General features: G+C 46.9%; 19 protein-coding genes. 10 read left to right on the top strand and 9 right to left on the bottom strand.

Features of this window, described 5'->3' with window-relative positions; translation table 11 throughout:
- Positions 1-23 precede the first annotated feature (23 nt).
- The 3 genes from L1D21_RS04385 to L1D21_RS04375 all read right to left on the bottom strand — a co-directional run bounded on the left by L1D21_RS04385 (position 24) and on the right by L1D21_RS04375 (position 2,042).
- A complete protein-coding gene (locus L1D21_RS04385) occupies positions 24-551 on the bottom strand; it encodes a GNAT family N-acetyltransferase (RefSeq protein WP_239844002.1) in 528 nt (175 codons plus the stop codon).
- A gap of 63 nt (positions 552-614) precedes the next feature.
- Positions 615-1,565, bottom strand: a complete 951-nt coding sequence (gene metA / locus L1D21_RS04380; RefSeq protein ID WP_239844001.1) for a homoserine O-succinyltransferase — start codon at positions 1,563-1,565, stop codon at positions 615-617.
- Positions 1,566-1,640: 75 nt separating this feature from the next.
- Positions 1,641-2,042 (bottom strand): YbaY family lipoprotein, encoded by a 402-nt coding sequence (locus L1D21_RS04375; protein WP_239844000.1) that lies wholly within the window; start codon positions 2,040-2,042, stop codon positions 1,641-1,643.
- Positions 2,043-2,160: 118 nt separating this feature from the next.
- Between L1D21_RS04375 and L1D21_RS04370 the strand changes: the two genes are divergently transcribed.
- Positions 2,161-2,931 (top strand): SDR family NAD(P)-dependent oxidoreductase, encoded by a 771-nt coding sequence (locus tag L1D21_RS04370; RefSeq protein WP_239843999.1) that lies wholly within the window; start codon positions 2,161-2,163, stop codon positions 2,929-2,931.
- Positions 2,932-3,026: 95 nt separating this feature from the next.
- Here the strand turns inward: L1D21_RS04370 and L1D21_RS04365 are convergent, their stop codons facing one another.
- From L1D21_RS04365 to L1D21_RS04355, 3 genes are all read right to left on the bottom strand, one after another.
- Positions 3,027-3,425 carry a YbaY family lipoprotein gene (locus L1D21_RS04365; RefSeq protein ID WP_239843998.1) on the bottom strand — a complete coding sequence of 133 codons (399 nt, stop codon included), beginning with the start codon at positions 3,423-3,425 and terminating at the stop codon, positions 3,027-3,029.
- A 22-nt stretch (positions 3,426-3,447) separates the two neighbouring features.
- Positions 3,448-4,314: an acyl-CoA thioesterase II gene (gene tesB, locus L1D21_RS04360; protein WP_239843997.1), complete on the bottom strand. Its 867-nt coding sequence runs from the start codon at positions 4,312-4,314 to the stop codon at positions 3,448-3,450.
- A 162-nt stretch (positions 4,315-4,476) separates the two neighbouring features.
- The gene (locus L1D21_RS04355; RefSeq protein ID WP_239844188.1) at positions 4,477-5,394 is read right to left on the bottom strand and encodes an SDR family NAD(P)-dependent oxidoreductase; all 918 of its coding nucleotides are present in this window, start codon (positions 5,392-5,394) and stop codon (positions 4,477-4,479) included.
- Between the two features lie 409 nt (positions 5,395-5,803).
- On the opposite strand from L1D21_RS04355, the gene L1D21_RS04350 reads away from it, so the two are divergent.
- Entirely contained in the window at positions 5,804-6,679 is an 876-nt protein-coding gene (locus L1D21_RS04350; RefSeq protein ID WP_239843996.1) for a 1,4-dihydroxy-2-naphthoate polyprenyltransferase, read from the top strand.
- Between the two features lie 184 nt (positions 6,680-6,863).
- Here L1D21_RS04350 and L1D21_RS04345 read toward each other — a convergent pair whose 3' ends face one another.
- Positions 6,864-7,412 (bottom strand): malate synthase, encoded by a 549-nt coding sequence (locus L1D21_RS04345; RefSeq protein WP_239843995.1) that lies wholly within the window; start codon positions 7,410-7,412, stop codon positions 6,864-6,866.
- Positions 7,413-7,616: 204 nt separating this feature from the next.
- Here L1D21_RS04345 and L1D21_RS04340 point away from each other — a divergent pair, with 204 nt between their 5' ends.
- On the top strand, positions 7,617-9,149 hold the full coding sequence (locus L1D21_RS04340) for a DUF3612 domain-containing protein (RefSeq protein ID WP_239843994.1): 1,533 nt from the start codon (positions 7,617-7,619) through the stop codon (positions 9,147-9,149).
- Positions 9,150-9,218: 69 nt separating this feature from the next.
- On the opposite strand, the gene gndA is transcribed toward L1D21_RS04340, so the two are convergent.
- Together gndA and L1D21_RS04330 are read right to left on the bottom strand one after the other, a co-directional pair.
- Positions 9,219-10,757 carry an NADP-dependent phosphogluconate dehydrogenase gene (gene gndA / locus L1D21_RS04335; protein WP_239843993.1) on the bottom strand — a complete coding sequence of 513 codons (1,539 nt, stop codon included), beginning with the start codon at positions 10,755-10,757 and terminating at the stop codon, positions 9,219-9,221.
- 396 nt (positions 10,758-11,153) lie between these two features.
- A complete protein-coding gene (locus L1D21_RS04330) occupies positions 11,154-13,058 on the bottom strand; it encodes a propionyl-CoA synthetase (protein ID WP_239843992.1) in 1,905 nt (634 codons plus the stop codon).
- Positions 13,059-13,357: 299 nt separating this feature from the next.
- Between L1D21_RS04330 and L1D21_RS04325 the strand changes: the two genes are divergently transcribed.
- The 7 genes from L1D21_RS04325 to L1D21_RS04295 all read left to right on the top strand — a co-directional run bounded on the left by L1D21_RS04325 (position 13,358) and on the right by L1D21_RS04295 (position 21,368).
- Positions 13,358-13,756, top strand: a complete 399-nt coding sequence (locus L1D21_RS04325) for a MerR family DNA-binding transcriptional regulator (RefSeq protein WP_239843991.1) — start codon at positions 13,358-13,360, stop codon at positions 13,754-13,756.
- A gap of 112 nt (positions 13,757-13,868) precedes the next feature.
- Positions 13,869-15,038 carry an isovaleryl-CoA dehydrogenase gene (locus L1D21_RS04320; protein WP_239843990.1) on the top strand — a complete coding sequence of 390 codons (1,170 nt, stop codon included), beginning with the start codon at positions 13,869-13,871 and terminating at the stop codon, positions 15,036-15,038.
- Between the two features lie 85 nt (positions 15,039-15,123).
- Entirely contained in the window at positions 15,124-16,731 is a 1,608-nt protein-coding gene (locus tag L1D21_RS04315) for a carboxyl transferase domain-containing protein (RefSeq protein WP_239843989.1), read from the top strand.
- A gap of 43 nt (positions 16,732-16,774) precedes the next feature.
- Positions 16,775-17,578 carry an enoyl-CoA hydratase-related protein gene (locus L1D21_RS04310; RefSeq protein ID WP_239843988.1) on the top strand — a complete coding sequence of 268 codons (804 nt, stop codon included), beginning with the start codon at positions 16,775-16,777 and terminating at the stop codon, positions 17,576-17,578.
- An 80-nt stretch (positions 17,579-17,658) separates the two neighbouring features.
- Positions 17,659-19,692: an acetyl/propionyl/methylcrotonyl-CoA carboxylase subunit alpha gene (locus tag L1D21_RS04305; protein WP_239843987.1), complete on the top strand. Its 2,034-nt coding sequence runs from the start codon at positions 17,659-17,661 to the stop codon at positions 19,690-19,692.
- A gap of 2 nt (positions 19,693-19,694) precedes the next feature.
- Positions 19,695-20,618, top strand: coding sequence for a hydroxymethylglutaryl-CoA lyase (locus tag L1D21_RS04300; RefSeq protein ID WP_239843986.1), 924 nt, complete (start codon positions 19,695-19,697; stop codon positions 20,616-20,618).
- Positions 20,619-20,666: 48 nt separating this feature from the next.
- A complete protein-coding gene (locus L1D21_RS04295) occupies positions 20,667-21,368 on the top strand; it encodes a CoA transferase subunit A (protein WP_239843985.1) in 702 nt (233 codons plus the stop codon).
- Positions 21,369-21,370 lie beyond the last annotated feature (2 nt).

Here is a 21,370-nt window from a genome sequence, read left to right as displayed (position 1 = left end):
GTTAAAGTCGATCGAAAGCGGACTTAATCAAATTCAATCTGATAGCGTTTGATCTGCTCGCCCTCAAAGCTATAGCTTTCCATTAGGGTCATGCCCGCTTTTTCAAGCACACGTTGAGACGCTATATTATCCAGCAACACCTCAGCCTCAATCTTGCTTATCCCCAAATGTTGGTGGGCATAATCAATACAGGCCTTCACCGCCTCGGTCGCGTAACCGCGCCCCCAATAGTCAGGCAGCATACGATAACCTATGTCGATCCCCCCCGCGCCACGGTTCAACAGTGGCTCAACCTTGATGCCGCAAAAGCCTATCAGTTGACTATCTTGTTTGCAGATCAGTGCATAGCGGGCAAAACCATGTTGACGATAAGCACTGAGCCACGCGGTTTCAATAAGCTGGCGCGCATCTTCAATACTTGCTATACGGCCGCTGTCCCCAGTATATCGATTGACTTGCGGGTCGGTGGCAAAACGCAATACAGCAGCGGCATCATCGAGGGTGAACTCGCGCATCATTAGTCTTGGAGTATCAATAATGCAGCTGGTCATCTCTTTCCTTAACGCAGGACTTTTTAACGGTTTTTAGCTAATAGGCTATTATACCGATTGATATTACTCTTTACTCGAGCTTTCCCAAGGCGTGATCCCCGCCATATCTTCAAGATTATATGGCGTTAACTGGTAAACGTAATAGTTAAGCCAATTACTGATCAATAAGCTGCCATGTCCATGCCAGCGAGCCACAGGGGCTTGCTCAGGGTCATCGTGACGAAAATAGTTCAGCGGCACATCAGGGTTTAACCCTTCGGCTAAATCGCGTTGATATTCGTCCTTTAAGGTCGACTTTTGATATTCAGGATGTCCCATTACAAACAGATTGCGATTACTCCGGCTAAGCACCATATAAGCGCCTGCTTCATCCGATTCAGTCAAAATTTGCAGCTCTGGATGAGTGCGTAAATCTTCAACATCCATTTCGGCAAACCGTGAATGGGGCGCAAAGAACTCCTCATCGAACCCGCGTAATAAGGGGAAATGCTTGGAAGTACGCTGATGGCAAAACACACCAGAGCGCTTTTTGTTCAATAATTTACGCTGTAATCCATAGAGGTGATAAAGCGCAGCATGCGCCGCCCAGCATAAAAATAATACCGAGGTGACATGGTCTTGCGACCAATCGATGATCTCACGAATATGATCCCAGTAGCTGACCTGTTCAAATTCAATCTGACCAAGTGGCGCCCCCGTGATAATAAGACCATCATAATTTTTATGGCGCACATCTTCGAAATCACGATAGAAGTTATTCATGTGATCGCTTGGGGTATGTTTGGATTCTTTATCGTGGATACGCAATAAATCGACATCGACTTGTAACGGCGTATTACCCAGTAATCTAAGCAGTTGGGTTTCTGTCTCAATTTTATTAGGCATCAGGTTGAGGATCAGCACCTTCATCGGTCTGATATCCTGATTCGCAGCCCGAGTTTCGGACATAACGAAGATATTTTCTGATTCGAGGATCTCTGCTGCTGGCAGATTATCAGGAATTTTTACCGGCATACCGCGCCTCTTTCACATGTTACACATACTTTAAGGGTATGCGATGACAATTAAATCGGCGCGATAACCTTAAATTTATCGTCCGACTCGTTGAACTAACACCGATAGCGACTCTGGAGAGCCAACATCGACTTGATAGGTTTGAGTATTAATAAACAGTAATTTATCGTTATGGTGGATCTTGGCACCAATGGCGTAAGTATGTCCCTTCTGGAACTGATCTGCGGGGATCACAAACTTAAACGCAGCAGGCGAAACAACCGGTGTTTGCGCAATTTCAGCCAATATCACAGCTGCCGTATCCATTTTTGAAATATCTTGCACTTGCACGGTCAACACGGCATCTTGAGGTAAGGCGATACGTTCCTTGAACCAAACCTCACCCACAATTTCAACACTGCTATTTGAACTGGCACACCCAGTAAATAAGCCCAAAGCCATTAATGAAGTTAACGCTAATTTAAACCACAGTTTCATACTCTTCTCCCTAATCATACATAAAGACTTCTAGATGTCTACAAGTCTATATTATAAATCTTGTTCTCCACCCATTATCTTCTTATCATAGGTCAACCATTTGCTATCGAAAACCTCCATGACACAAGCAACAGCCATTATTGTGGGCGCGAGCTCACTTCTCAGTCGTGAAATAGCCAAGCAACTCGCCGATCAGGATGTCGAACTAGTGTTACTCGCACAAGATCCTGAATCTTTGACCGATTTTGCCGCCTCCTTAGCCACTAAAGTCACTGTGCATGGCTTACAGATAGATCAGCCACAGACGATAATTTCAACCTTGGAATCATTATGGCAACAGTTGCAAGCCGTGCATTTAGTTGTGGTTAATACCGGCCTTAACAGCTATGACCCAAGCCTACCCTGGCAACCCGAAGCCGACATTATTACCGTCAATGTACAAGGCTTCAGTGCGGTTTGTAATACGGCATTTAGGTTATTTACCGAACAGGGATATGGTCAACTGGCAGCGGTAAACTCAATTGCAGGTCTACGCGGTGGCCCAAGTGTGGCTTATCATGCCTCTAAAGCCTATGCGAGCAATTATCTTGAAGGTTTGAGCATGCATGCACAGCGTCTCAAATTACCAATCACCATTACCGATCTACAACTGGGGCTACTAGATAAAGCCGCAATGCAGCAAAGCCGCCTATGGCTATCTCCTCCTGATGTAGTCGCCAGACAAGTCGTCAAGGCAATGCAATCAGCCAAACGTAAAGCCTACATCACCAAGCGCTGGCGTTTGGTGGCTTGGTTAACCGTATTGCTGCCTGAGTTTATTTATAATACTCGTCACTGGCGCACCAAAGAGCAGCGCAAAGCCGAAAAAGCGGCTAAAAAAGCTAAGTAACCTGAGCTCGCAGCAAAATTCAACTGACCTAATGTCTGAAAACGAAAAAGGAGCTCAACGGCTCCTTTTTTACATCCATAAAATTGCAACATCAATTATTGCATTGGCACTCGCTTCATCAAAACTTCCGTGGTGTATTTTTTATTGTGAATCACAGGAAACCGATCATAAGTCTGAAATATGACTTTGCCCTGATATTGAATCATCGCCACGACACCATAGTTAATTGACTTATCTATCGTCTCGGATGCAAAAGTAAACTTAAACGGCACAGGGGCTCTGGCAATATCGAAGCTCTTCTGCGCAACAATCACCCCGGGGGTATCGAGATCGATCACTGCAATGGTGATTGAGCTACCTTGCGGTAGAGGGATCTTCTCTAAATAACCTGCAGCCCCATTAACAATCACTGGAGGCTCAGGCTCAACAGTGACACAAGCACTCAGTAGTATTAAACAACAAAGGCTAATAATGGCGTGAATTTTTGATTTCATAATCTCATCCTATAAACAGCCGTTAATTAACATCGGCATATCGAATTAAACCTTCCTGTGTCGCCGAAGCAACTAATTGTCCATCTTGGGTAAAAAATTCACCTCTGACAAAACCTCTACCACCACCGGCATTCGGGCTATCTATGCTATAGAGCAGCCACTGATTAAGATCCAGCGGGCGATGGAACCACATTGCATGATCTATTGTAGCCATTCGCACACCCGGTGTTAAAAATGACACACCATGTGGCTGTACTGCTGTCACTAAGAAATTAAAATCGGCAGCATAAGCCAGCAAGTATTCGTGCATTGCCAAATCATCGGCAATCTTGCCATTGGCTCTAATCCACACATAACGTTTTGGTTCAGATTCTGCTGGTGCAACAGGACTACTGGGATTCACCAATCGCATCTCTAATGGCGAATCGGCCATGAATTTTTCCAGCACATGAGCAGGGACTTTGTCACGTAATGTCATCGCTAGTTCCTGCTGATTCAATAAGCCTTCAGGGCCAGGCACATCGGGCATCTTGCTTTGATGTTCGAAGCCTTTCTCAACCGCTTGAAATGAACAGGTCATGTAAAAGATGGGTCTACCTTTTTGGATCGCTTTGACCCGTCTAGCGCTAAAACTACCGCCATCACGCATGATTTCAACATCATATACAATAGGCAGTTTCTCATCGCCAGCACGTAAAAAATAGGAATGGAAAGAGTGAACTTGTCGATCGCTATCGACAGTTTGCGCCGCTGCACTTAGGGCTTGTCCCATCACCTGGCCACCAAAAACATGACCAAAACCTAAATCTTGGCTTTGCCCTCGGTATAGACCAACTTCGATTTGTTCAAGCGAAAGCAGCGATAACAGATCATCTAAAACTTGGCTCATTACACTTCACCAACAACATAAACTTATTAGCGCCAAGCTTACCTTAGAAAGGCATTATGTTGCTAGCTTACTGGTAATATTGAAGTTATCAGACTCACTTGTGAACTAGAATGAAAACACTGAATTAAACATCAGAGTTAACAACTTCGTTATGCGCCAAAACTACTCGATATCGATCCCGCGACTTTGCGCACGACGGCGTGCCCAAGCTGTGACCTGCGCCTCAGCACTGGCATGTTGACAGCAAGGCGCGGCATGCATAATTTCATGCCAACGGTCGTGAACCTTCTCAGGTTTGCAATCCTCTTCTTCAATAGATACGTGGACAAATTCGGTAAATCCACCGCGACTCACACTTCCCGCGCCTACCAGAAGATGCTGGCCTGTCGGCGCTAACTTAGAGCTGAGAAATAACATGACGGCTTTCACCGAGGACATGGAAAAAAGTGCTTTTACTTCAGGCGCAAGATGGTTTTCATTCATCTTGGTTAAGGCGTGAGGAATAATGGCATTAACACAAATATTATAATCAACCCCTTCCATAGACAGGCTATTGACAAAACCGACCAGCGCCATCTTACTCGTGCTAAAACAGGTCTCATAAATATTGCCATACAGCCCGCTGGCCGCGCTACTGACAATTATTCGGCCGTAGCTTTGTTGCTTCATGATAGGCCAAATCAGTTTAGTCAGATTAAAGCAAGCATTCACATCGACATCTAGTTGCCGCTGCCATTGCGCTTTAGTTAACCGTTCAAATGCACAAGGTTGATGAATACTGGCATTGTGAATTAAAACATCGACCCGTCCCCAGCGCTTGATAACCTTGTTGACCATATCGGCTATCGCCACCTCATCACAAACATCGATGGCAAACGCAGACGCTTCGGCACCTATTTTACTTACGGCATCTATGGTGGATTCCAGTTCGGTACGACCTGTTTTAATATCTTGTTCTTGTGAATATCCGGAATCGATTAAAGCAACATGCGCTCCCCTTTGAGCTAAGGCAATAGCATAGGCTCTGCCCAACCCTGTGGCGGCTCCGGTAATAATCGCAACTTGCCCATCAAAACGCATCACCTGAGAATTCCTTTTATTAACGCAAGCTTAGCTGTTATGACTCCTAACTAATTTAATAAAGTAGTTAAATATTAATTAGATAGAATAGAAACATCTATAGCCCACTTATCCGATAGCTTCTTACATAGGAGCATATTTAAAGCAATTATTCTTTGAAGTTAACAGCAGATTTAATTATGGATTTAGCGATAAACGTGCGTCCCTTCAAGCTTTTAGCAATTAGTCCACCAGCAGGCTGTTAACCCTTTAAAAAATCCGTCATTACACTCGTCCATACATTGAAAATAAACCGAGGCTGTTCACAGATTGCTAATACAAGCGCTTCATCGACTTAGTATTTCTTGCTATGCTTGCAGCAGATCACTCTCCTCATATTGCATTAGCAACATAACGACGAACTTAGATAATGAATCCTTGGATCCTTGCTTCACGCCCTCGCACACTCCCAGCCGCGATAGGCCCTTTACTAGTCGGTAACGTTTTAGCGTTTAACCTCGAATCATTTAGCTGGTTAATTGCACTCACCTCGATGCTTTGTGCCGTCCTACTGCAAATTGCAGTGAACTTAGCCAATGACTATTTTGATTTTAAAAGTGGTATCGATACTCAAGAGCGAATCGGGCCATTACGAGTAACCCAAAGTGGCTTACTCGCCCCCCATAAAGTACGTAATGCAATGATCTTATGCCTGTTATTGGCATTAGCAGTTGGCTCTTTACTTATTCATCACGGCGGCTGGCCAATTGCCATTTTAGCCGCGGCCTCTATATTAGGTGCGCTGGGATATAGTGGCGGCCCTTACCCGTTGGCTTCCCATGGTTTAGGTGAAGTCGCTGCGTTTGTCTTTTTTGGTTTAGTCGCTGTGGTAGGAAGTTATTTTCTGCAAGCCCAAGACACTAGCACCAGTGCTTGGGTTTTGGGTAGTGCCATCGGCTTATTTAACGCAGCGGTGATGTTGGTAAACAATACCCGCGATATCGACACTGACAAGAAAGCAGGCAAGTTTACTTTGGCGGTAAAAATTGGTGAGGATCAGGCAAAAGTAGTTTATCAAGCCCTAGTTTACCTGCCGTTTGCATTGATCATTGGCAGTTTCTTATTGGGTATTTTACCGGGCTTACCTGTGCTGCTAAGCGGCCTGTCATTAATCCTAGCCCGCAAATTAAATCAACAATTTAGTGTTAATTCTGGAGAAACCTTGAACCCCTTATTAGGCCAGACGGCTAAACTCACAGTTATTTTTAGCGCGTTATTCAGTATTGGATTCGTTTTCACTTTATAAGCTAAACAAAAAGCCGTAAATGATTGGTTTAAGCACTATATTCATTCAAGCTAAATTTATTCAAGCTATAGCTACACAGTGCGTTGACCTATCAATTACGGCTTATTGGATGTTACTTAATACTTGTTTCTTACTCTTTGTCATCTGATGCAAAAGTTAAAAATTCAAGTATTTCACCTGTCGATTACAGCTCATAAGGCTCGCCATCTTTAGCAGTAAACTGCTTATTGCGATGATCAACCTGTCCACTGATCAGGCTTGTCCAGCTGCGTGATGCGGGTGTACTCTCACGGCTAACTATGGTCATTAATGCTGCTTCCACTTGCACATCTTCAATTCCTGCTAAATCACAAATCTCATGCTTGCCCTTAGCCGCTAAAGAAATCTCAAGATGAAAACCATTATTTTTCATCAAAATGGTGCTGGGTTCACATTTATGTCCAGTGAAGGCAACAAACTGTCTTGGTTGCGCCAAACCACTTTGCTGACCATTAGCAAAAAAAGCCAGTAACTGATTGTAATAAACCACATAACTGCATACATCTTGGTGCGAGCCATGGCTCAAAGGAAAGTACTGATCGAGGATCTGCTTGGCGTAGACCATATTATCCGTCTCTTGCTGAGCCTGATCTAATGCGTTATTTCCATTGGTCAGTGTCATAGGCATCACCTGCTTGATGAAGTTGTATATAGGTTGCTCGATTATGTCCTGTTGCTCAGCCTGAATATTCATAGCCTCATCCTTTACGTCTTGTGATTTATTGCTAACTCGGTTTGTAAACCATACTGTTAGAAGTCGTGATAAGCATTGCTGCTATCTTTATCACCCTGAGTCCTAAGTCGGTTTGGTTGCCTAGTTTTTAAGCTAGTATTTGTAGTCTAGCCACTTTTTGATTACAATTTCACAATAAAAATTTCACAGTGTGAATTTTACAAAATGAAAAACAACAGCAGCTTGATGAGAAAATCTCACTTTCTAGGCACTAAAATCCGTAACCTACGAAAGCGAAACAATTTAACGATGGAAGATCTCTCGGCCCGTTGTATTCGAGTGGATGCCGAATCTGCGCCTTCTGTGTCTTATCTGTCGATGATTGAACGGGGTAAACGGGTACCGAGTGCAGGTATGTTGGCTGTGATTGCTGCCGTATTTCAAAAAGAGGTCGACTGGTTTCTTGACGATGCACCAGAGGCACACGCAATCACTCCCGTTAAAGGTACCCGCGGCGGTATTAGCGGTATGGCGCTGGAACCCAGTTTTTTATTCTCCAATGAAATTTTACAAATTGCGATCCCAGAGATGTTGTCACAAACGGGGATCAGCGGCAGGCAATTTGCTCATTTACTCATCCGCGCCCATCAAGAACATCATCAAAATCATTTTCCCGATCTCGAACGCGCTGCCGAAGAAGTCGGTCAAAAACGTATGCCGCTAAGCTTAGATGATCTTTTGGACATCACCGCAAGCTTAGGTCTTAAAGTCAATTGGTTCGACCAAGCCCCCCAGGTAATAAAAAAAGAAGCGAATGCTACTGATGAGCATATCATCACCTCTTATTTCGAATTACCTAACCATATTTATGTCAATAAGTTACTGGAAAAACACACTAATCGACTCAAATATGATTTAGCGGTTCATATTGGTCACTGTGTATTACACAACAAAGATGGCCTAAAAAGCATCATGGTTGCGGGTCGCAGCCACGGCACCAGCCTTGGCGATGTCAGTATTAACTCGTCAAATTCATCGAGTGTCGATCCCCAAGATATTTTGCATGCTTGGCGTGACTTTGAGTCTAGTTTTTTTGCTGGCGCACTACTCTGCCCTAAAGTGCCTTTCAGACAACTGCTAGACCGCCACGGCTATGAGATTGATGTAGCGAAAAAAATCGGCGTTTCCCCCTCGGTGGCAATGCGTCGAATGACGGCGGTGTCCCCTTATCGTTATTGGCACTATTTCGATGCCTATTCGCCGGGTAAATTAAAAGCGGTTTATCGTGGTAACGGCATTCCACTGCCTTGGGGCAATATGCGACAAGTGGAAGATCCCTGTCAGCACTGGGCGGTATTTAGAATGATTAACGCCCAATCGACAGGAAGCTCAGCACAGCTTTCCATTCTTGATGTGGCCAAAGAGCCTAAGATCTATTGCTGCGAGTCAATACGTGTCAAGGACTTAGCGGGCAATCCCCATGTGCTTTGTGCCGGCATCGATCTTAATCCCGCTATCGAAGCTCAAGGCGGTGATGCCGATGCCATAGCCAGAGAGCTAAAACAGCTTTGTGTCGATAACCATGGCTCTGCGCCACTACCTTCGGGACTCAAGAGTGACATTAAGCGCGTGGCTAAAATATTAAATATCAACTGGGTTGAACGTGGAATGGACAGTGAGGCAAGATTGATCTGCTCTCGTGGTGCCAGTTGTCCCAGAGAGCCAAGCTGCTATGCCAACGGCCAATGCGCTGGTTAATACCCGTCAATAGTCTACTCAACATAAAAACGCCTCCAATTGGAGGCGTTTTTTCTCAACCATTTAAATTTAAAGCTTATCTAGCGTCCGCTGTTTATGGCTCCAGTTGAGATGATATTTCTCACCGCTCGGCTTATCTGTACGCTCGAAGGTATGAGCACCAAAAAAGTCGCGCTGGCCTTGGAGTAAGTTCGCAGGTAAAGTCTCACAGCGATAACTATCGTAATAGGCTAGTGCCGAGCCGATACAAGGGACAGGTACACCACGTAGCGTCGCAATAGCAACGGCACTGCGCCAATCGAGTTGTTTGGCCGATAACGCAGAGCTAAAGCTGTCAGCCATAAGCAAATTAGCTAAACCCGCTTGATTATCGGCTTGTTGGTAAGCCTCGGTGATCGACTGCAGGAATCGAGCACGAATGATACAACCGGCACGCCAAATCTTAGCAATCTCGGCAAAGTCCAACTGCCAGCCATTTTCTGTGGCCGTCATCGCCATCAGCTGAAAACCTTGGGCATAACAAGCAATTTTGGCGCAATAAAGTGCACTCTCAAGTTGGTCTATAAATACCGCACGCTCTTCGCCGGTTAACGGCTCAACACTTGGGCCTGCAAGCCGGTGACTCAACTGCTGACGCTGCGATTTTTGAGTGCTAACCGCCCGAGCATAAACCGCTTCAGCGATCGTTGGGGCTGGGCAACCAATTTGCAAACTGCTAACAGCAGTCCATAAACCGGTTCCCTTTTGACCGGCTTTGTCGAGAATCATCTCCACCAAAGGCTTACCCGTGATAGGATCGGCTTGAGCCAATACATCGGCGCTGATCTCCATCAAATAGCTGTTTAAACTGCCGCGATTCCAGCGCTCAAATACTTGGCTAATTTCGCTAGCGGTCATTCCACAAGCATTACTAAGCAGATGATAAGCCTCACAAATTAGCTGCATATCGGCATATTCGATACCATTATGCACCATCTTCACATAGTGACCCGAGCCCGCAGGGCCAATATAAGTTGTGCAAGGCTCACCTTCTGTCACCGGATTACCCGGTTCTTGACGCTCTATTGGCAGCCCCGTGTCTGGGTCAACCTTAGCGGCAATCGCTTCCCAAATGGGTTTAATGCGATTCCAAGCGTTCAAGTCACCACTTGGCATCAAAGAGGGGCCAAAACGGGCGCCCATTTCTCCACCGGATATAGCGCAGCTAAAGAAATTAAACTTACCAGCATATTGGCCTTCACGAGCCACAGTATCTGTCCATAAACTATTACCGGTATCGATTACGATATCGTCAGCTTCGATACCTGCATCTAACAAAGCACTGCAGACACCGTCTACCGGGCCACCTGCAGGGACAGATAAAACAAAAATACGAGGTTTAGCGAGCGTTGAAACCATTTGTGAAAAATGACTACAGCCGACAATCCTTTGTCCCTGGCCTGCAAGTCGTTCACTTTGTTCCTGTTCAAGCAGTGCTTCAATCTTGGCAACATCAAGATCGAAAGCTGCCACTTTGTAGTGATTATCGGCGATATTGAGCGCAAGATTTTTGCCCATCACGCCAAGTCCAATCACGCCAATATCATATAGGTCAGAATGATTTTGCATTTGATTTTCCCCACGGGAAATAATGATTATGCCTACGCTAAGCTTATTTATTTTGTAATTTCATGATTACATTAGAGTTATAATTAAGTCTTTCGCTTAAAAGGCTTAATTAAGCATAGCTGACAGGCTTGAAGTGAGCGCAATTATACTCAATCCTCTTGTGTTGTGACCAGTTGATATTTCAGATCAAGCTAATCACTAAAACAGATTTACTGTTTGCAAAATCAAGCAAATATTCGATTAATTTATGTCTAATATTTCAAACTTCAGTGATGTGAAGTCACAGGGGTATTAAAGCAACAAGAACACAAGCGCCATAAAAAAGGAGCCTAAGCTCCCTTTTTCAATTTTCCATTAATCCCTTGCCTCTAATCATTAACACATTAGGCAAGCTCATTATACGTGCGCATCAGCATAACCCATTCGGGTCAACACATTGCGTACGAGTTCTAGAGTGTAAGGATCTTCAATGGTCGCAGGCATGTTATAGCTTTGATTGTCTGCAATTTTTCGCATAGTGCCACGCAAAATTTTACCCGAGCGAGTCTTAGGCAGTTTAGGAATGGCACTGACGAGTCTAAACGCCGCAACGGGACCTATCTGCTCGCGCACTAAGGCAATCAGTTCTTTGTAAAGCTGCTCATCTGTTAAGGTGCAGCCTTTCTTTAGCACTACAAGTCCAAGCGGCACCTGGCCTTTTAGTTGGTCCGCAGCGCCAATCACTGCCGCTTCGGCAACAGCCTCATGCTGACACAAGACCTCTTCGAAACGTCCAGTCGATAATCTGTGGCCAGCAACGTTAATCACATCATCGATACGGCTCATAATATAAAGATAGCCATCTTCATCCATATATCCTGCATCACCCGTGAGGTAAAAGCCGGGATACATAGATAAATAACTGTCTTTGTAACGGGCCTCATTATGCCAAAGCGTGGTAAGTGTCCCCGGTGGTAGCGGCAGTTTAATCACCACATTACCGGTTTGATTGGCTGAGACTTCATCACCCATTTCATCGACCACTTGCACGTTATAGCCCGGAACAGCCAAAGCTGGCGAACCAGCTTTTACTGGTACTGGCGCGACGCCCATCAAGTTGGCCGCAACCGGCCAGCCTGTTTCTGTCTGCCACCAATGATCGATCACAGGCTTTTTCAGTTGTTGCTCGGTCCAATGTAAAGTATCGGGATCACATCGTTCACCAGCCAAAAACACAGTGCCCAATCCACTGAGATCAACATTATTCAAATATTCACCGTCAGGATCGTCTCGCTTAATAGCTCTGATTGCCGTTGGCGCGGTAAAGAAACTCTTCACCTTGTACTTATCGATAATACGCCAGAAAATCCCAGGATCTGGAGTGCCTATCGGCTTACCTTCAAACAGCAAGGTAGTCGCCCCCACCAACAAAGGCCCGTAGACAATATATGAGTGTCCCACAACCCAGCCCACATCGGATGCTGCCCAGAACACATCTCCGGCTTCGATGTTGTAAACATTCTTCATCGACCAACTTAGCGCCACCCCATGGCCACCATTATCACGCACCACACCTTTAGGTTGCCCCGTGGTACCCGAGGTATAAAGCACATAAAGGGGATCGGTTGCCGCAACAGGCTGACAAGCGATATTTGGCGCGGTGGCCATCGCACTCTGCCAATCGACATCTCGTCTTTCGACCAGCTCAGCCGTTAACTGAGGACGATTTAAAATAAGGCATTGACTCACCTGATGTTTGGTCTGGCTCAGCGCCTCATCAAGCAAGGGTTTATAAGCCACGACACCAGAAGGCTCAATGCCGCAAGATGCCGATAGGATCATGCTTGGTTTGGCATCATCAATACGTGTTGCCAACTCGTTCGCCGCAAAGCCACCAAACACCACAGAATGGATAGCACCTAGGCGAGCACAGGCCAACATGGCGTAAGCCGTTTCAGGCACCATAGGCATGTAAATCACCACTCTGTCGCCTTTATTGACCCCTTGAGCGGCCATGTAACCCGCAAGACGACTGACTTGTGCCTGTAATTCGGTATAAGTGATGCCATATTCAGTATCGGTTATTGGACTCACATACTGGATTGCAATCTGCTCTCCACGTCCGGCCTCCACATGACGATCAACTGCGTTATAGCAGGTATTGAGCTCTCCCCCACTAAACCAACGGTACATGGGTGCATCATTATCATCCAATACCCGAGAGAATGGTTTATCCCACATTAGACTCTTTGCTGCCTCTTCCCAAAAAGCATTAGGATTTTCAATTGATTGCTGATGTAGCTGCTTATGTAATGCCTTCATGACCCTCTCCCAATGATATGCCTCTAATTGAGCTCCATACCGGCTTGTCCTTAAACTTTACATGGGTATTGATCCCTATTTCATTATGGAGAGCGCAATAAGATTTCCCATTAGACCTTTGCCTAACACTAACGTTAACTTCAAATAGGAGTGTCATGCTGATGATTGAATGTGAACTGAGATTGACAGCTGTAGGGGAGTTTTTTAGGAAATAGCGAAGATTTGACCACTGCAAATCTTTACCTTTACGTAAACTTCATATATCGTGCTATCAAAGTTAATTGTTATGGTAATTTTTAATGAATGATAAACACAGTCCAAAGACGACTTATTCGATTAGCGATCTGTCAAAAGAGTTCGATATCACTACCCGAAGCATCCGCTTTTATGAAGACCAAGGTCTACTGAAACCTAAGCGCCGCGGGCAGACTCGCATCTATGGCCTTAAAGACAGAGTGCGTCTCAAGCTGATTTTACGCGGTAAACGTCTCGGATTCTCATTAGCCGAAACCCGCCGTCTATTCGAGCTCTACGATGCCGACAAAAACAGTAGCTCTCAGCTGCACACCATGCTCGAACTGGTGGAAGAGAAAAAAAGTGCCCTGCAGCAACAGATGGATGATATCAAAGTGGTACTGATGGAGCTGACCTCAGCAGAACAACAATGCCGAGAAGCATTAGCACTGCAAGAATCATAATTGCCGTACCGTACTCAATAAATTTAATACCATAAAAATTAACACAAGCAACTGATATTAAAAATATTAACAACAAATAATTATTATAAAAATAGACCTGTAGGATAACACAATGACTCAACTCTACTCATCTCTCAACTTCGGTCTTGGCGAAGATGTCGATATGCTCCGCGATGCCGTACAAGGCTTCGCCGCCAATGAAATCGCGCCTATCGCAGCCAAGGTCGATCAGGATAACGCCTTTCCAAACGAGTTATGGCCAGTACTCGGTGACATGGGGTTGTTGGGTATTACTGTGCCTGAAGAGTTTGGTGGTGCCGATATGGGTTACCTTGCTCATGTGGTAGCGATGGAGGAGATCTCTCGTGCATCGGCGTCTATCGGCTTAAGCTACGGCGCCCATTCGAACCTTTGTGTTAACCAGATCAACCGTAACGGTAACAGCGAACAAAAAGCCAAATATCTTCCTAAACTGGTCAGCGGTGAACATATCGGCGCCCTCGCAATGAGTGAGCCCAATGCTGGTTCTGACGTGGTTTCAATGAAGCTTAGCGCTCAAAAGCAAGGCGATCGTTATATCCTTAACGGTAACAAGATGTGGATCACCAATGGTCCTGACGCCGATACCTATGTTATCTACGCCAAAACCGATATGGATAAAGGCCCTCACGGCATCACCGCATTTATCGTTGAACGAGGCTTTAAAGGCTTTAGTCAGGCGCAGAAACTCGACAAACTCGGAATGCGTGGCTCGAACACCTGTGAATTAGTATTTGAAGATTGTGAAGTCCCTGAAGAGAACATTCTTGGCGGCCTAAATAACGGCGTAAAAGTATTGATGAGCGGCTTAGATTACGAACGCGTAGTGCTATCTGGCGGCCCACTTGGGATAATGACCGCTTGTATGGATATCGTCATTCCTTACATCCATGAGCGTGAGCAGTTTGGTAAATCTATCGGTCAGTTCCAATTAGTCCAAGGCAAACTTGCCGATATGTATACCGGCATGAATGCGGCTAAATCCTATATTTACAACGTGGCCAAGTCGTGCGATCGCGGTGAAACCACTCGTAAAGATGCCGCAGGCGCTATTTTATATTCTGCGGAGTTGGCGACCAAAATGGCACTCGATGCTATCCAGCTACTTGGCGGCAATGGCTATGTTAACGAATACGCCACAGGCCGATTACTTCGTGATGCCAAACTATATGAGATTGGTGCGGGTACCTCAGAAATCCGCCGCATGCTAATTGGCCGTGAGCTTTTTAACGAGTCGAAATAAGCACTAATCACCCGTACGGCCGGGTCAAGACTCGGCCAACGGGAGCATTCACTCCCGTTTAAACCGTCTTACAAGGAACATTGCCGTGACTCAACTCAGCAGTCGAATCAATCCCCGCAGCGATGAATTCAAAACCAAACAGCAGCAAATGAGCGCCGTGGTCGCTGACCTGCAACTTAAGCTGGCCGAAATAGAACAAGGCGGCGGTGCCGTCGCGATGGAACGTCATCTGGCACGTGGCAAACTCTCTCCTCGTCAACGGGTAGAAAAACTGCTCGATCCAGGCTCACCATTTTTAGAAATCTCCCAATTTGCCGCATATCAGGTCTACGATGATGTGGTGCCTGCCGCAGGTATTATCGCGGGTATTGGCCGAGTCAGTGGTGTCGAATGTATGGTGATCGCCAACGATGCCACCGTAAAAGGCGGCACTTACTACCCGCTTACGGTCAAAAAACACCTTCGTGCTCAAGATATCGCCAAGCGTTGCCACCTGCCTTGTATCTACTTGGTCGACTCAGGCGGCGCCAACTTACCCCGACAAGATGAAGTGTTTCCCGACAGAGATCATTTCGGCCGCATCTTCTATAACCAGGCGCAGATGTCTGGTCTAGGGATCCCGCAAATTGCCGTGGTAATGGGTTTATGTACCGCAGGCGGCGCGTATGTACCTGCTATGGCGGATGAATCGATTATCGTTAAAGAGCAAGGCACGATTTTCCTTGCGGGGCCACCACTGGTTAAAGCGGCGACTGGCGAAGAGGTTTCTGCCGAAGAACTTGGCGGCGCAGAAGTGCACACCAAGATTTCGGGTGTGGCAGATCATCTGGCACAAAATGATGAACACGCACTGGAGTTAGCGCGCAAGGCCGTCACTCGTCTTAATCATAATAAGCAGATTGAAAGCCTGCTAAGCCCGGTTAAACCACCTAAATTCGATATCAATGAACTCTATGGCATCGTCGGCACCGACCTTAAAAAGCCCTTCGATGTCAAAGAAGTGATCGCGCGTATCGTCGATGACTCTGATTTCGACGAGTTCAAAGCCAACTACGGCGCCACTTTGGTCTGTGGTTTCGCACGAATTCATGGCTACCCCGTTGGTATTGTGGCCAATAATGGCATCTTGTTCTCTGAGTCAGCACAAAAAGGGGCTCACTTTATTGAGCTATGTTGCCAGCGCAAGATCCCACTGCTGTTCTTACAAAATATCACTGGTTTTATGGTGGGTAAAAAGTATGAACATGAAGGCATTGCCAAACACGGAGCCAAGATGGTGACCGCCGTCTCTTGTGCCAATGTGCCTAAATTCACTGTGATCATTGGTGGCAGCTATGGCGCGGGTAACTATGGTATGTGTGGACGAGCTTTCGAACCCACCATGATGTGGATGTGGCCTAACGCCCGTATATCAGTGATGGGCGGCGAACAAGCCGCAGGCGTATTGGCAACCGTGCGTCGTGATGGTTTAGCCCGTAAGGGAGTCGAGTGGTCTCAAGAAGATGAAGCCGCCTTCCGCGCGCCAATTGTCGAGCAGTATGACAAAGAGGGACATCCTTATCATGCCAGTGCAAGGCTGTGGGACGACGGCATTATTGACCCAGCACAAACTCGAGACGTTGTCGGCTTAGCCCTGTCAGCCGCCTTAAATGCCCCCGTTCAGGAGACCCATTTTGGCGTATTCCGCATGTAAGCGAAGCGACTAATGGTACTGAACAAGAGTTAAGGACACGGATATGACAACGCCCATAGACCCATGCAAGACCAGATTTAACTATTTAATCTGCTCCCTCAATCAAGGGGTTGCAGAGATGGTGCTTAACCGCGCCGACAAACATAACGCCTTCGATGAGGTGATGATCAGTGAAATGATCGCCGCGCTAGACGGTTTTGCCAGCAATGATGACTGCCAGCTGTTAGTGATCAAAGCCGAAGGCAAAAACTTCAGCGCCGGTGCCGATCTCAACTGGATGCGCAAACAAGCCAACATGGATTTCGCGCAAAACTTAACTGATGCTAACGAACTCGCCAGCTTGATGCATAAACTGGATAAGTTTCCAAAGCCCACCATCGCCTTAGTACAAGGGGCAGCCTTTGGTGGTGCCCTAGGACTGATTTGCGCCAGCGATATCGCCCTCGCCAATCAGCGCGCCAGCTTCTGTTTAAGTGAAGTCAAACTGGGATTAATTCCAGCAGTGATAAGCCCTTATGTGGTTCGCGCCATGGGGCAAAGAGCGGCACGTCGTTATATGTTGACCGCCGAGCGTTTTGACGCTGAAACCGCATTGAAACTTAACGTCATTCATGAAATCGATGACGACCTAGATAGTGCAGCAGCGCCTATCATTGCAGCGCTTCGCAGTAATAGCCCACAAGGCATGGCGTGGGTCAAAAAGCTGCTCTCTCGTCTCGAAGATGGCGTAATAGATGACAGCACTTTAGCCTACACCAGCGAACGTATCGCCAGCATCCGCGTGTCGGATGAAGGTCAGGAAGGACTCAATGCCTTCTTCGACAAACGCAGCCCCAAGTGGAAGTGATATGAAAATAATAACCACAAAATCACTGATAAATATTACCCAGCCGTCTGTCACAGCTGTATTGCACGGAGTCGTTGATTATGTTTAATAAATTACTGATCGCCAACCGAGGTGAAATCGCCTGTCGCATCATTAAAACCGCCAATGCAATGGGCGTGAAAACCGTTGCGCTGTACTCTGATGCCGATAAAGATGCCCGTCATGTGGCCATGGCCGATGAATCTTTCTATCTCGGTGGTAGTGCACCTAGCGAGTCCTATCTTAAAGGCGAGTTGATCATCGATATCGCTAAACGCAGCGGCGCTCAGGCAATCCATCCCGGCTACGGTTTTCTGTCTGAAAATGCCGAGTTTGCCCGTCAATGTGAACAAGCCGGTATCGCTTTTGTCGGCCCAAGTAGCGAATCTATCGAAGCCATGGGAAGTAAAAGTGCCGCTAAAATCATCATGGAAAAGGCGAATGTACCTTTAGTGCCTGGCTATCATGGGGATGATCAAAGTGACGCCAGCTTACTTGCGGCCTCGAAACAAATAGGCTTTCCGCAGCTGATCAAAGCCGCTTATGGCGGTGGTGGTAAAGGTATGCGTATCGTCGAGTCAGAAAGTGAAGCTCTTGCAGCTATCAACTCGGCTCGTCGTGAAGCGGCCTCCTCTTTTAGTAACGATAAGCTACTCATTGAACGTTACCTAAGACAGCCTCGCCACGTCGAAGTACAAGTGTTTGCCGATAGCCAAGGCAACTGTATCTATCTGTCAGATCGCGACTGCTCAATCCAGCGACGTCATCAAAAAGTGGTTGAAGAAGCCCCAGCTCCGGGACTGAGTGATAGTTTGCGCCGAGCCATGGGAGAAGCCGCCGTAGCCGCCGCTAAAGCCATCGATTATGTCGGTGCAGGTACGGTTGAGTTCCTGCTCGATACCCATGCGACAGAAGAAGCCAATAGCTTCTACTTCATGGAGATGAATACCCGTTTACAGGTCGAACACCCTGTCACCGAAATGGTCACCGGCCAAGACTTGGTTAAATGGCAGCTGATGGTTGCCAGCGGCAGTGAACTGCCACTAAGCCAACAGGAAGTACGCATCCATGGTCACTCTTTCGAGGTGCGTATATACGCTGAAGATCCACAAAATGATTTTCTACCTGCCAGCGGTAAGCTCAACTTCCTGCGTGAGCCCGAGCAAAACCGTTTCGTGCGTATCGATTCAGGTATTCGTGAAAATGATGTGATCAGTAATTTTTACGATCCGATGATTGCCAAGCTCATTGTCTGGGATGAATCTCGTCCACGCGCCTTACAACGTCTGGTGCATGCCTTAGAGTCATATCAGATCAGCGGTCTGAAACATAACATCGAATTCTTAGCCAATATCGCTGAGCATCATGCCTTTGCGGCTGCAGACTTTAGCACTGACTTTATCGAGCGCTACGGTGAAACCCTGATTGGTACGAACCTTGATGCCGACAACAGCAACGAACAAAATGCGGCGCTCGCCTTGGCGGCGCTATACCACCTTTGCGCCCAAAAAGAGCAAGCTAAACTCAATGCCATTAATAGTAACGACCCATACTCTCCTTGGGGGCAAGTCAGTGGTTTTAGGTTGAACCGCAGCGGCGTACATCAGTTATCTTTACTCGATGATCAGCATCAATTGCAACAGCTTAATCTTTCTCAAGTGGGTGAACATTACTTGCTTGAGCTCAACCAGCAACAACTCAACCTGAGCGGTAAGCTGGTTGATGATCTGCTCCATGCCGAGATCAATGGTCATAAGAGCAAGATCCCTGTGAGTCGTGAAGGCGAAGATTTCACCCTATTTCTGCCCACTGGTAGCTATCACTATCGTGCGATTCAAACCGAACAGGTAGAAGAACAAGCCAGCGCAGAAGATAAGCTTAAAGCACCGATGAACGGCACCATAGTCACTCATTTGGTCAATGTTGGCGATAAGGTTGAAAAAGGCCAAGGCTTAATGGTGATGGAAGCGATGAAGATGGAATACACCATAGAAGCCCCCTTTAATGGCACAGTGGCAGCGTTCTTCTTCGAGCCGGGTGAATTGGTGAGCGACGGCGCCGTGTTACTGGATGTCACCGCCGCTGAGGAGGCGTGATCATGTTTGCAGACAAAGATGCATCAGCCAACGTCAGCGAAGTCAGCATTTTTGAAGTGGGTGCCAGAGATGGGCTGCAAAATGAGCGCGCCGTGAGCACTCAAGCTAAGCTGGCACTCATCGAGCAACTGGCCGACGCAGGACTTAAGCGTATTGAAGCTGGCAGTTTTGTGTCACCTAAATGGGTGCCTCAAATGGCCGATTCTGGCGAGATATTTAACCGCCTACCGAAACGCAACGGCGTGATCTACAGTGCTCTGACGCCCAACCTGAAAGGGCTGGAACTTGCACTTGACGCTGGTGCAGACGAAGTTGCTATCTTCGGCGCCGCCTCGCAAAGCTTTAGTCAGCGAAATATCAATTGCTCGATTGAAGACTCGATTGAGCGCTTTATTCCTGTAGTAGAGCTGGCTCAAGCTCGCAACATCAAGGTGCGTGGCTACGTGTCATGTGTCTTAGGCTGTCCCTATGAAGGGGATATCGCCTCAAGCGAAGTCGCTCGAGTGGCAGAGATCCTTTACAAAATGGGCTGCTACGAGATCTCACTGGGTGACACTATAGGCGTTGGCACACCGCTAAAGGCCCGTAAAATGGTGCAAACGGTAGCCGAGCGGATTCCCGTCGATAAATTAGCGCTGCATTTTCACGACACTTACGGTCAGGCACTGGCCAATATCTTAGCCTGTTTAGACACGGGCGTGACTGTGTTCGATAGTTCAGTCGCCGGACTCGGCGGTTGTCCTTATGCCCAAGGGGCATCGGGCAATCTCGCCACCGAAGATTTAGTGTATATGTTGCATGGTTTAGGGATTAACACTGGCATTGACCTCAATCGTTTAATCCAGGCCGGCAACCATATCAGCCACGAATTAGGCAGACCGAGTGGATCTAAGGTCGCCCGAGCATTAACAGAAAGCTCGCAATAATATAGCAGCTGGAGTTTGCTCCAGCTTGTTCTCAAAGGAGAAAGGATAATGGCAGGACTCAATAAGCTGGTTGGCAGCTATGAAGAAGCATTGGCAGGCCTAACCGATAATATGACAGTCATGGTGGGCGGTTTTGGCTTGTGTGGTATTCCTGAGGGATTAATTGCCCAGATGGTTAAAACCGCCGCGACGGGCCTGACAGCGATTTCAAACAACGCTGGCGTAGATGATTTTGGCTTAGGACTTTTACTTAAAAGCCGTCAAATCAGCACAATGATCGCTTCATACGTGGGTGAAAATGCCACTTTCGAACAGCAAATGCTGTCGGGCGAATTAAATGTTATTTTGACGCCTCAAGGCACTTTAGCCGAAAAAATTCGTGCAGGCGGCGCAGGCATTCCCGCTTTCTTCACCGCGACTGGCTACGGTACTCCTGTTGCAGAAGGCAAAGAAACCCGTGAAATCGATGGCCGTCATTATGTGCTTGAACCCGCACTGACTGCTGACTTTGCCTTAGTCCGCGCCTGGAAAGCCGATACCATGGGCAACCTCGTGTTCCGCAAGACAGCAGCAAACTTCAACCCTATGATGGCGACAGCCGGCAAAATTACCGTTGTCGAAGCCGAACATATTGTTGAGCCAGGTGAACTCGATCCAGACCATATCCATACACCTGGCATCTATGTCGATCGCCTTATTCAAGGCTCGTTCGAAAAGCGTATCGAACAACGTACCGTTAAGAGCAAATAAGG

Source organism: Shewanella sp. Isolate11 (assembly GCF_022398315.1).
Lineage (GTDB): Bacteria > Pseudomonadota > Gammaproteobacteria > Enterobacterales > Shewanellaceae > Shewanella.
This window is presented reverse-complemented; position numbering and strand designations above follow the sequence as displayed.

Excerpts from the sequence above, each read along its gene's own strand:
- L1D21_RS04385 (WP_239844002.1), bottom strand. The coding sequence starts at position 551 with ATGACCAGCTGCATTATTGATACTCCAAGACTAATGATGCGCGAGTTC.
- metA (WP_239844001.1), bottom strand. The coding sequence starts at position 1,565 with ATGCCGGTAAAAATTCCTGATAATCTGCCAGCAGCAGAGATCCTCGAA.
- L1D21_RS04375 (WP_239844000.1), bottom strand. The coding sequence starts at position 2,042 with ATGAAACTGTGGTTTAAATTAGCGTTAACTTCATTAATGGCTTTGGGC.
- L1D21_RS04370 (WP_239843999.1), top strand. The coding sequence starts at position 2,161 with ATGACACAAGCAACAGCCATTATTGTGGGCGCGAGCTCACTTCTCAGT.
- L1D21_RS04365 (WP_239843998.1), bottom strand. The coding sequence starts at position 3,425 with ATGAAATCAAAAATTCACGCCATTATTAGCCTTTGTTGTTTAATACTA.
- tesB (WP_239843997.1), bottom strand. The coding sequence starts at position 4,314 with ATGAGCCAAGTTTTAGATGATCTGTTATCGCTGCTTTCGCTTGAACAA.
- L1D21_RS04355 (WP_239844188.1), bottom strand. The coding sequence starts at position 5,394 with ATGCGTTTTGATGGGCAAGTTGCGATTATTACCGGAGCCGCCACAGGG.
- L1D21_RS04350 (WP_239843996.1), top strand. The coding sequence starts at position 5,804 with ATGAATCCTTGGATCCTTGCTTCACGCCCTCGCACACTCCCAGCCGCG.
- L1D21_RS04345 (WP_239843995.1), bottom strand. The coding sequence starts at position 7,412 with ATGAATATTCAGGCTGAGCAACAGGACATAATCGAGCAACCTATATAC.
- L1D21_RS04340 (WP_239843994.1), top strand. The coding sequence starts at position 7,617 with ATGAAAAACAACAGCAGCTTGATGAGAAAATCTCACTTTCTAGGCACT.
- gndA (WP_239843993.1), bottom strand. The coding sequence starts at position 10,757 with ATGCAAAATCATTCTGACCTATATGATATTGGCGTGATTGGACTTGGC.
- L1D21_RS04330 (WP_239843992.1), bottom strand. The coding sequence starts at position 13,058 with ATGAAGGCATTACATAAGCAGCTACATCAGCAATCAATTGAAAATCCT.
- L1D21_RS04325 (WP_239843991.1), top strand. The coding sequence starts at position 13,358 with ATGAATGATAAACACAGTCCAAAGACGACTTATTCGATTAGCGATCTG.
- L1D21_RS04320 (WP_239843990.1), top strand. The coding sequence starts at position 13,869 with ATGACTCAACTCTACTCATCTCTCAACTTCGGTCTTGGCGAAGATGTC.
- L1D21_RS04310 (WP_239843988.1), top strand. The coding sequence starts at position 16,775 with ATGACAACGCCCATAGACCCATGCAAGACCAGATTTAACTATTTAATC.
- L1D21_RS04305 (WP_239843987.1), top strand. The coding sequence starts at position 17,659 with ATGTTTAATAAATTACTGATCGCCAACCGAGGTGAAATCGCCTGTCGC.
- L1D21_RS04300 (WP_239843986.1), top strand. The coding sequence starts at position 19,695 with ATGTTTGCAGACAAAGATGCATCAGCCAACGTCAGCGAAGTCAGCATT.
- L1D21_RS04295 (WP_239843985.1), top strand. The coding sequence starts at position 20,667 with ATGGCAGGACTCAATAAGCTGGTTGGCAGCTATGAAGAAGCATTGGCA.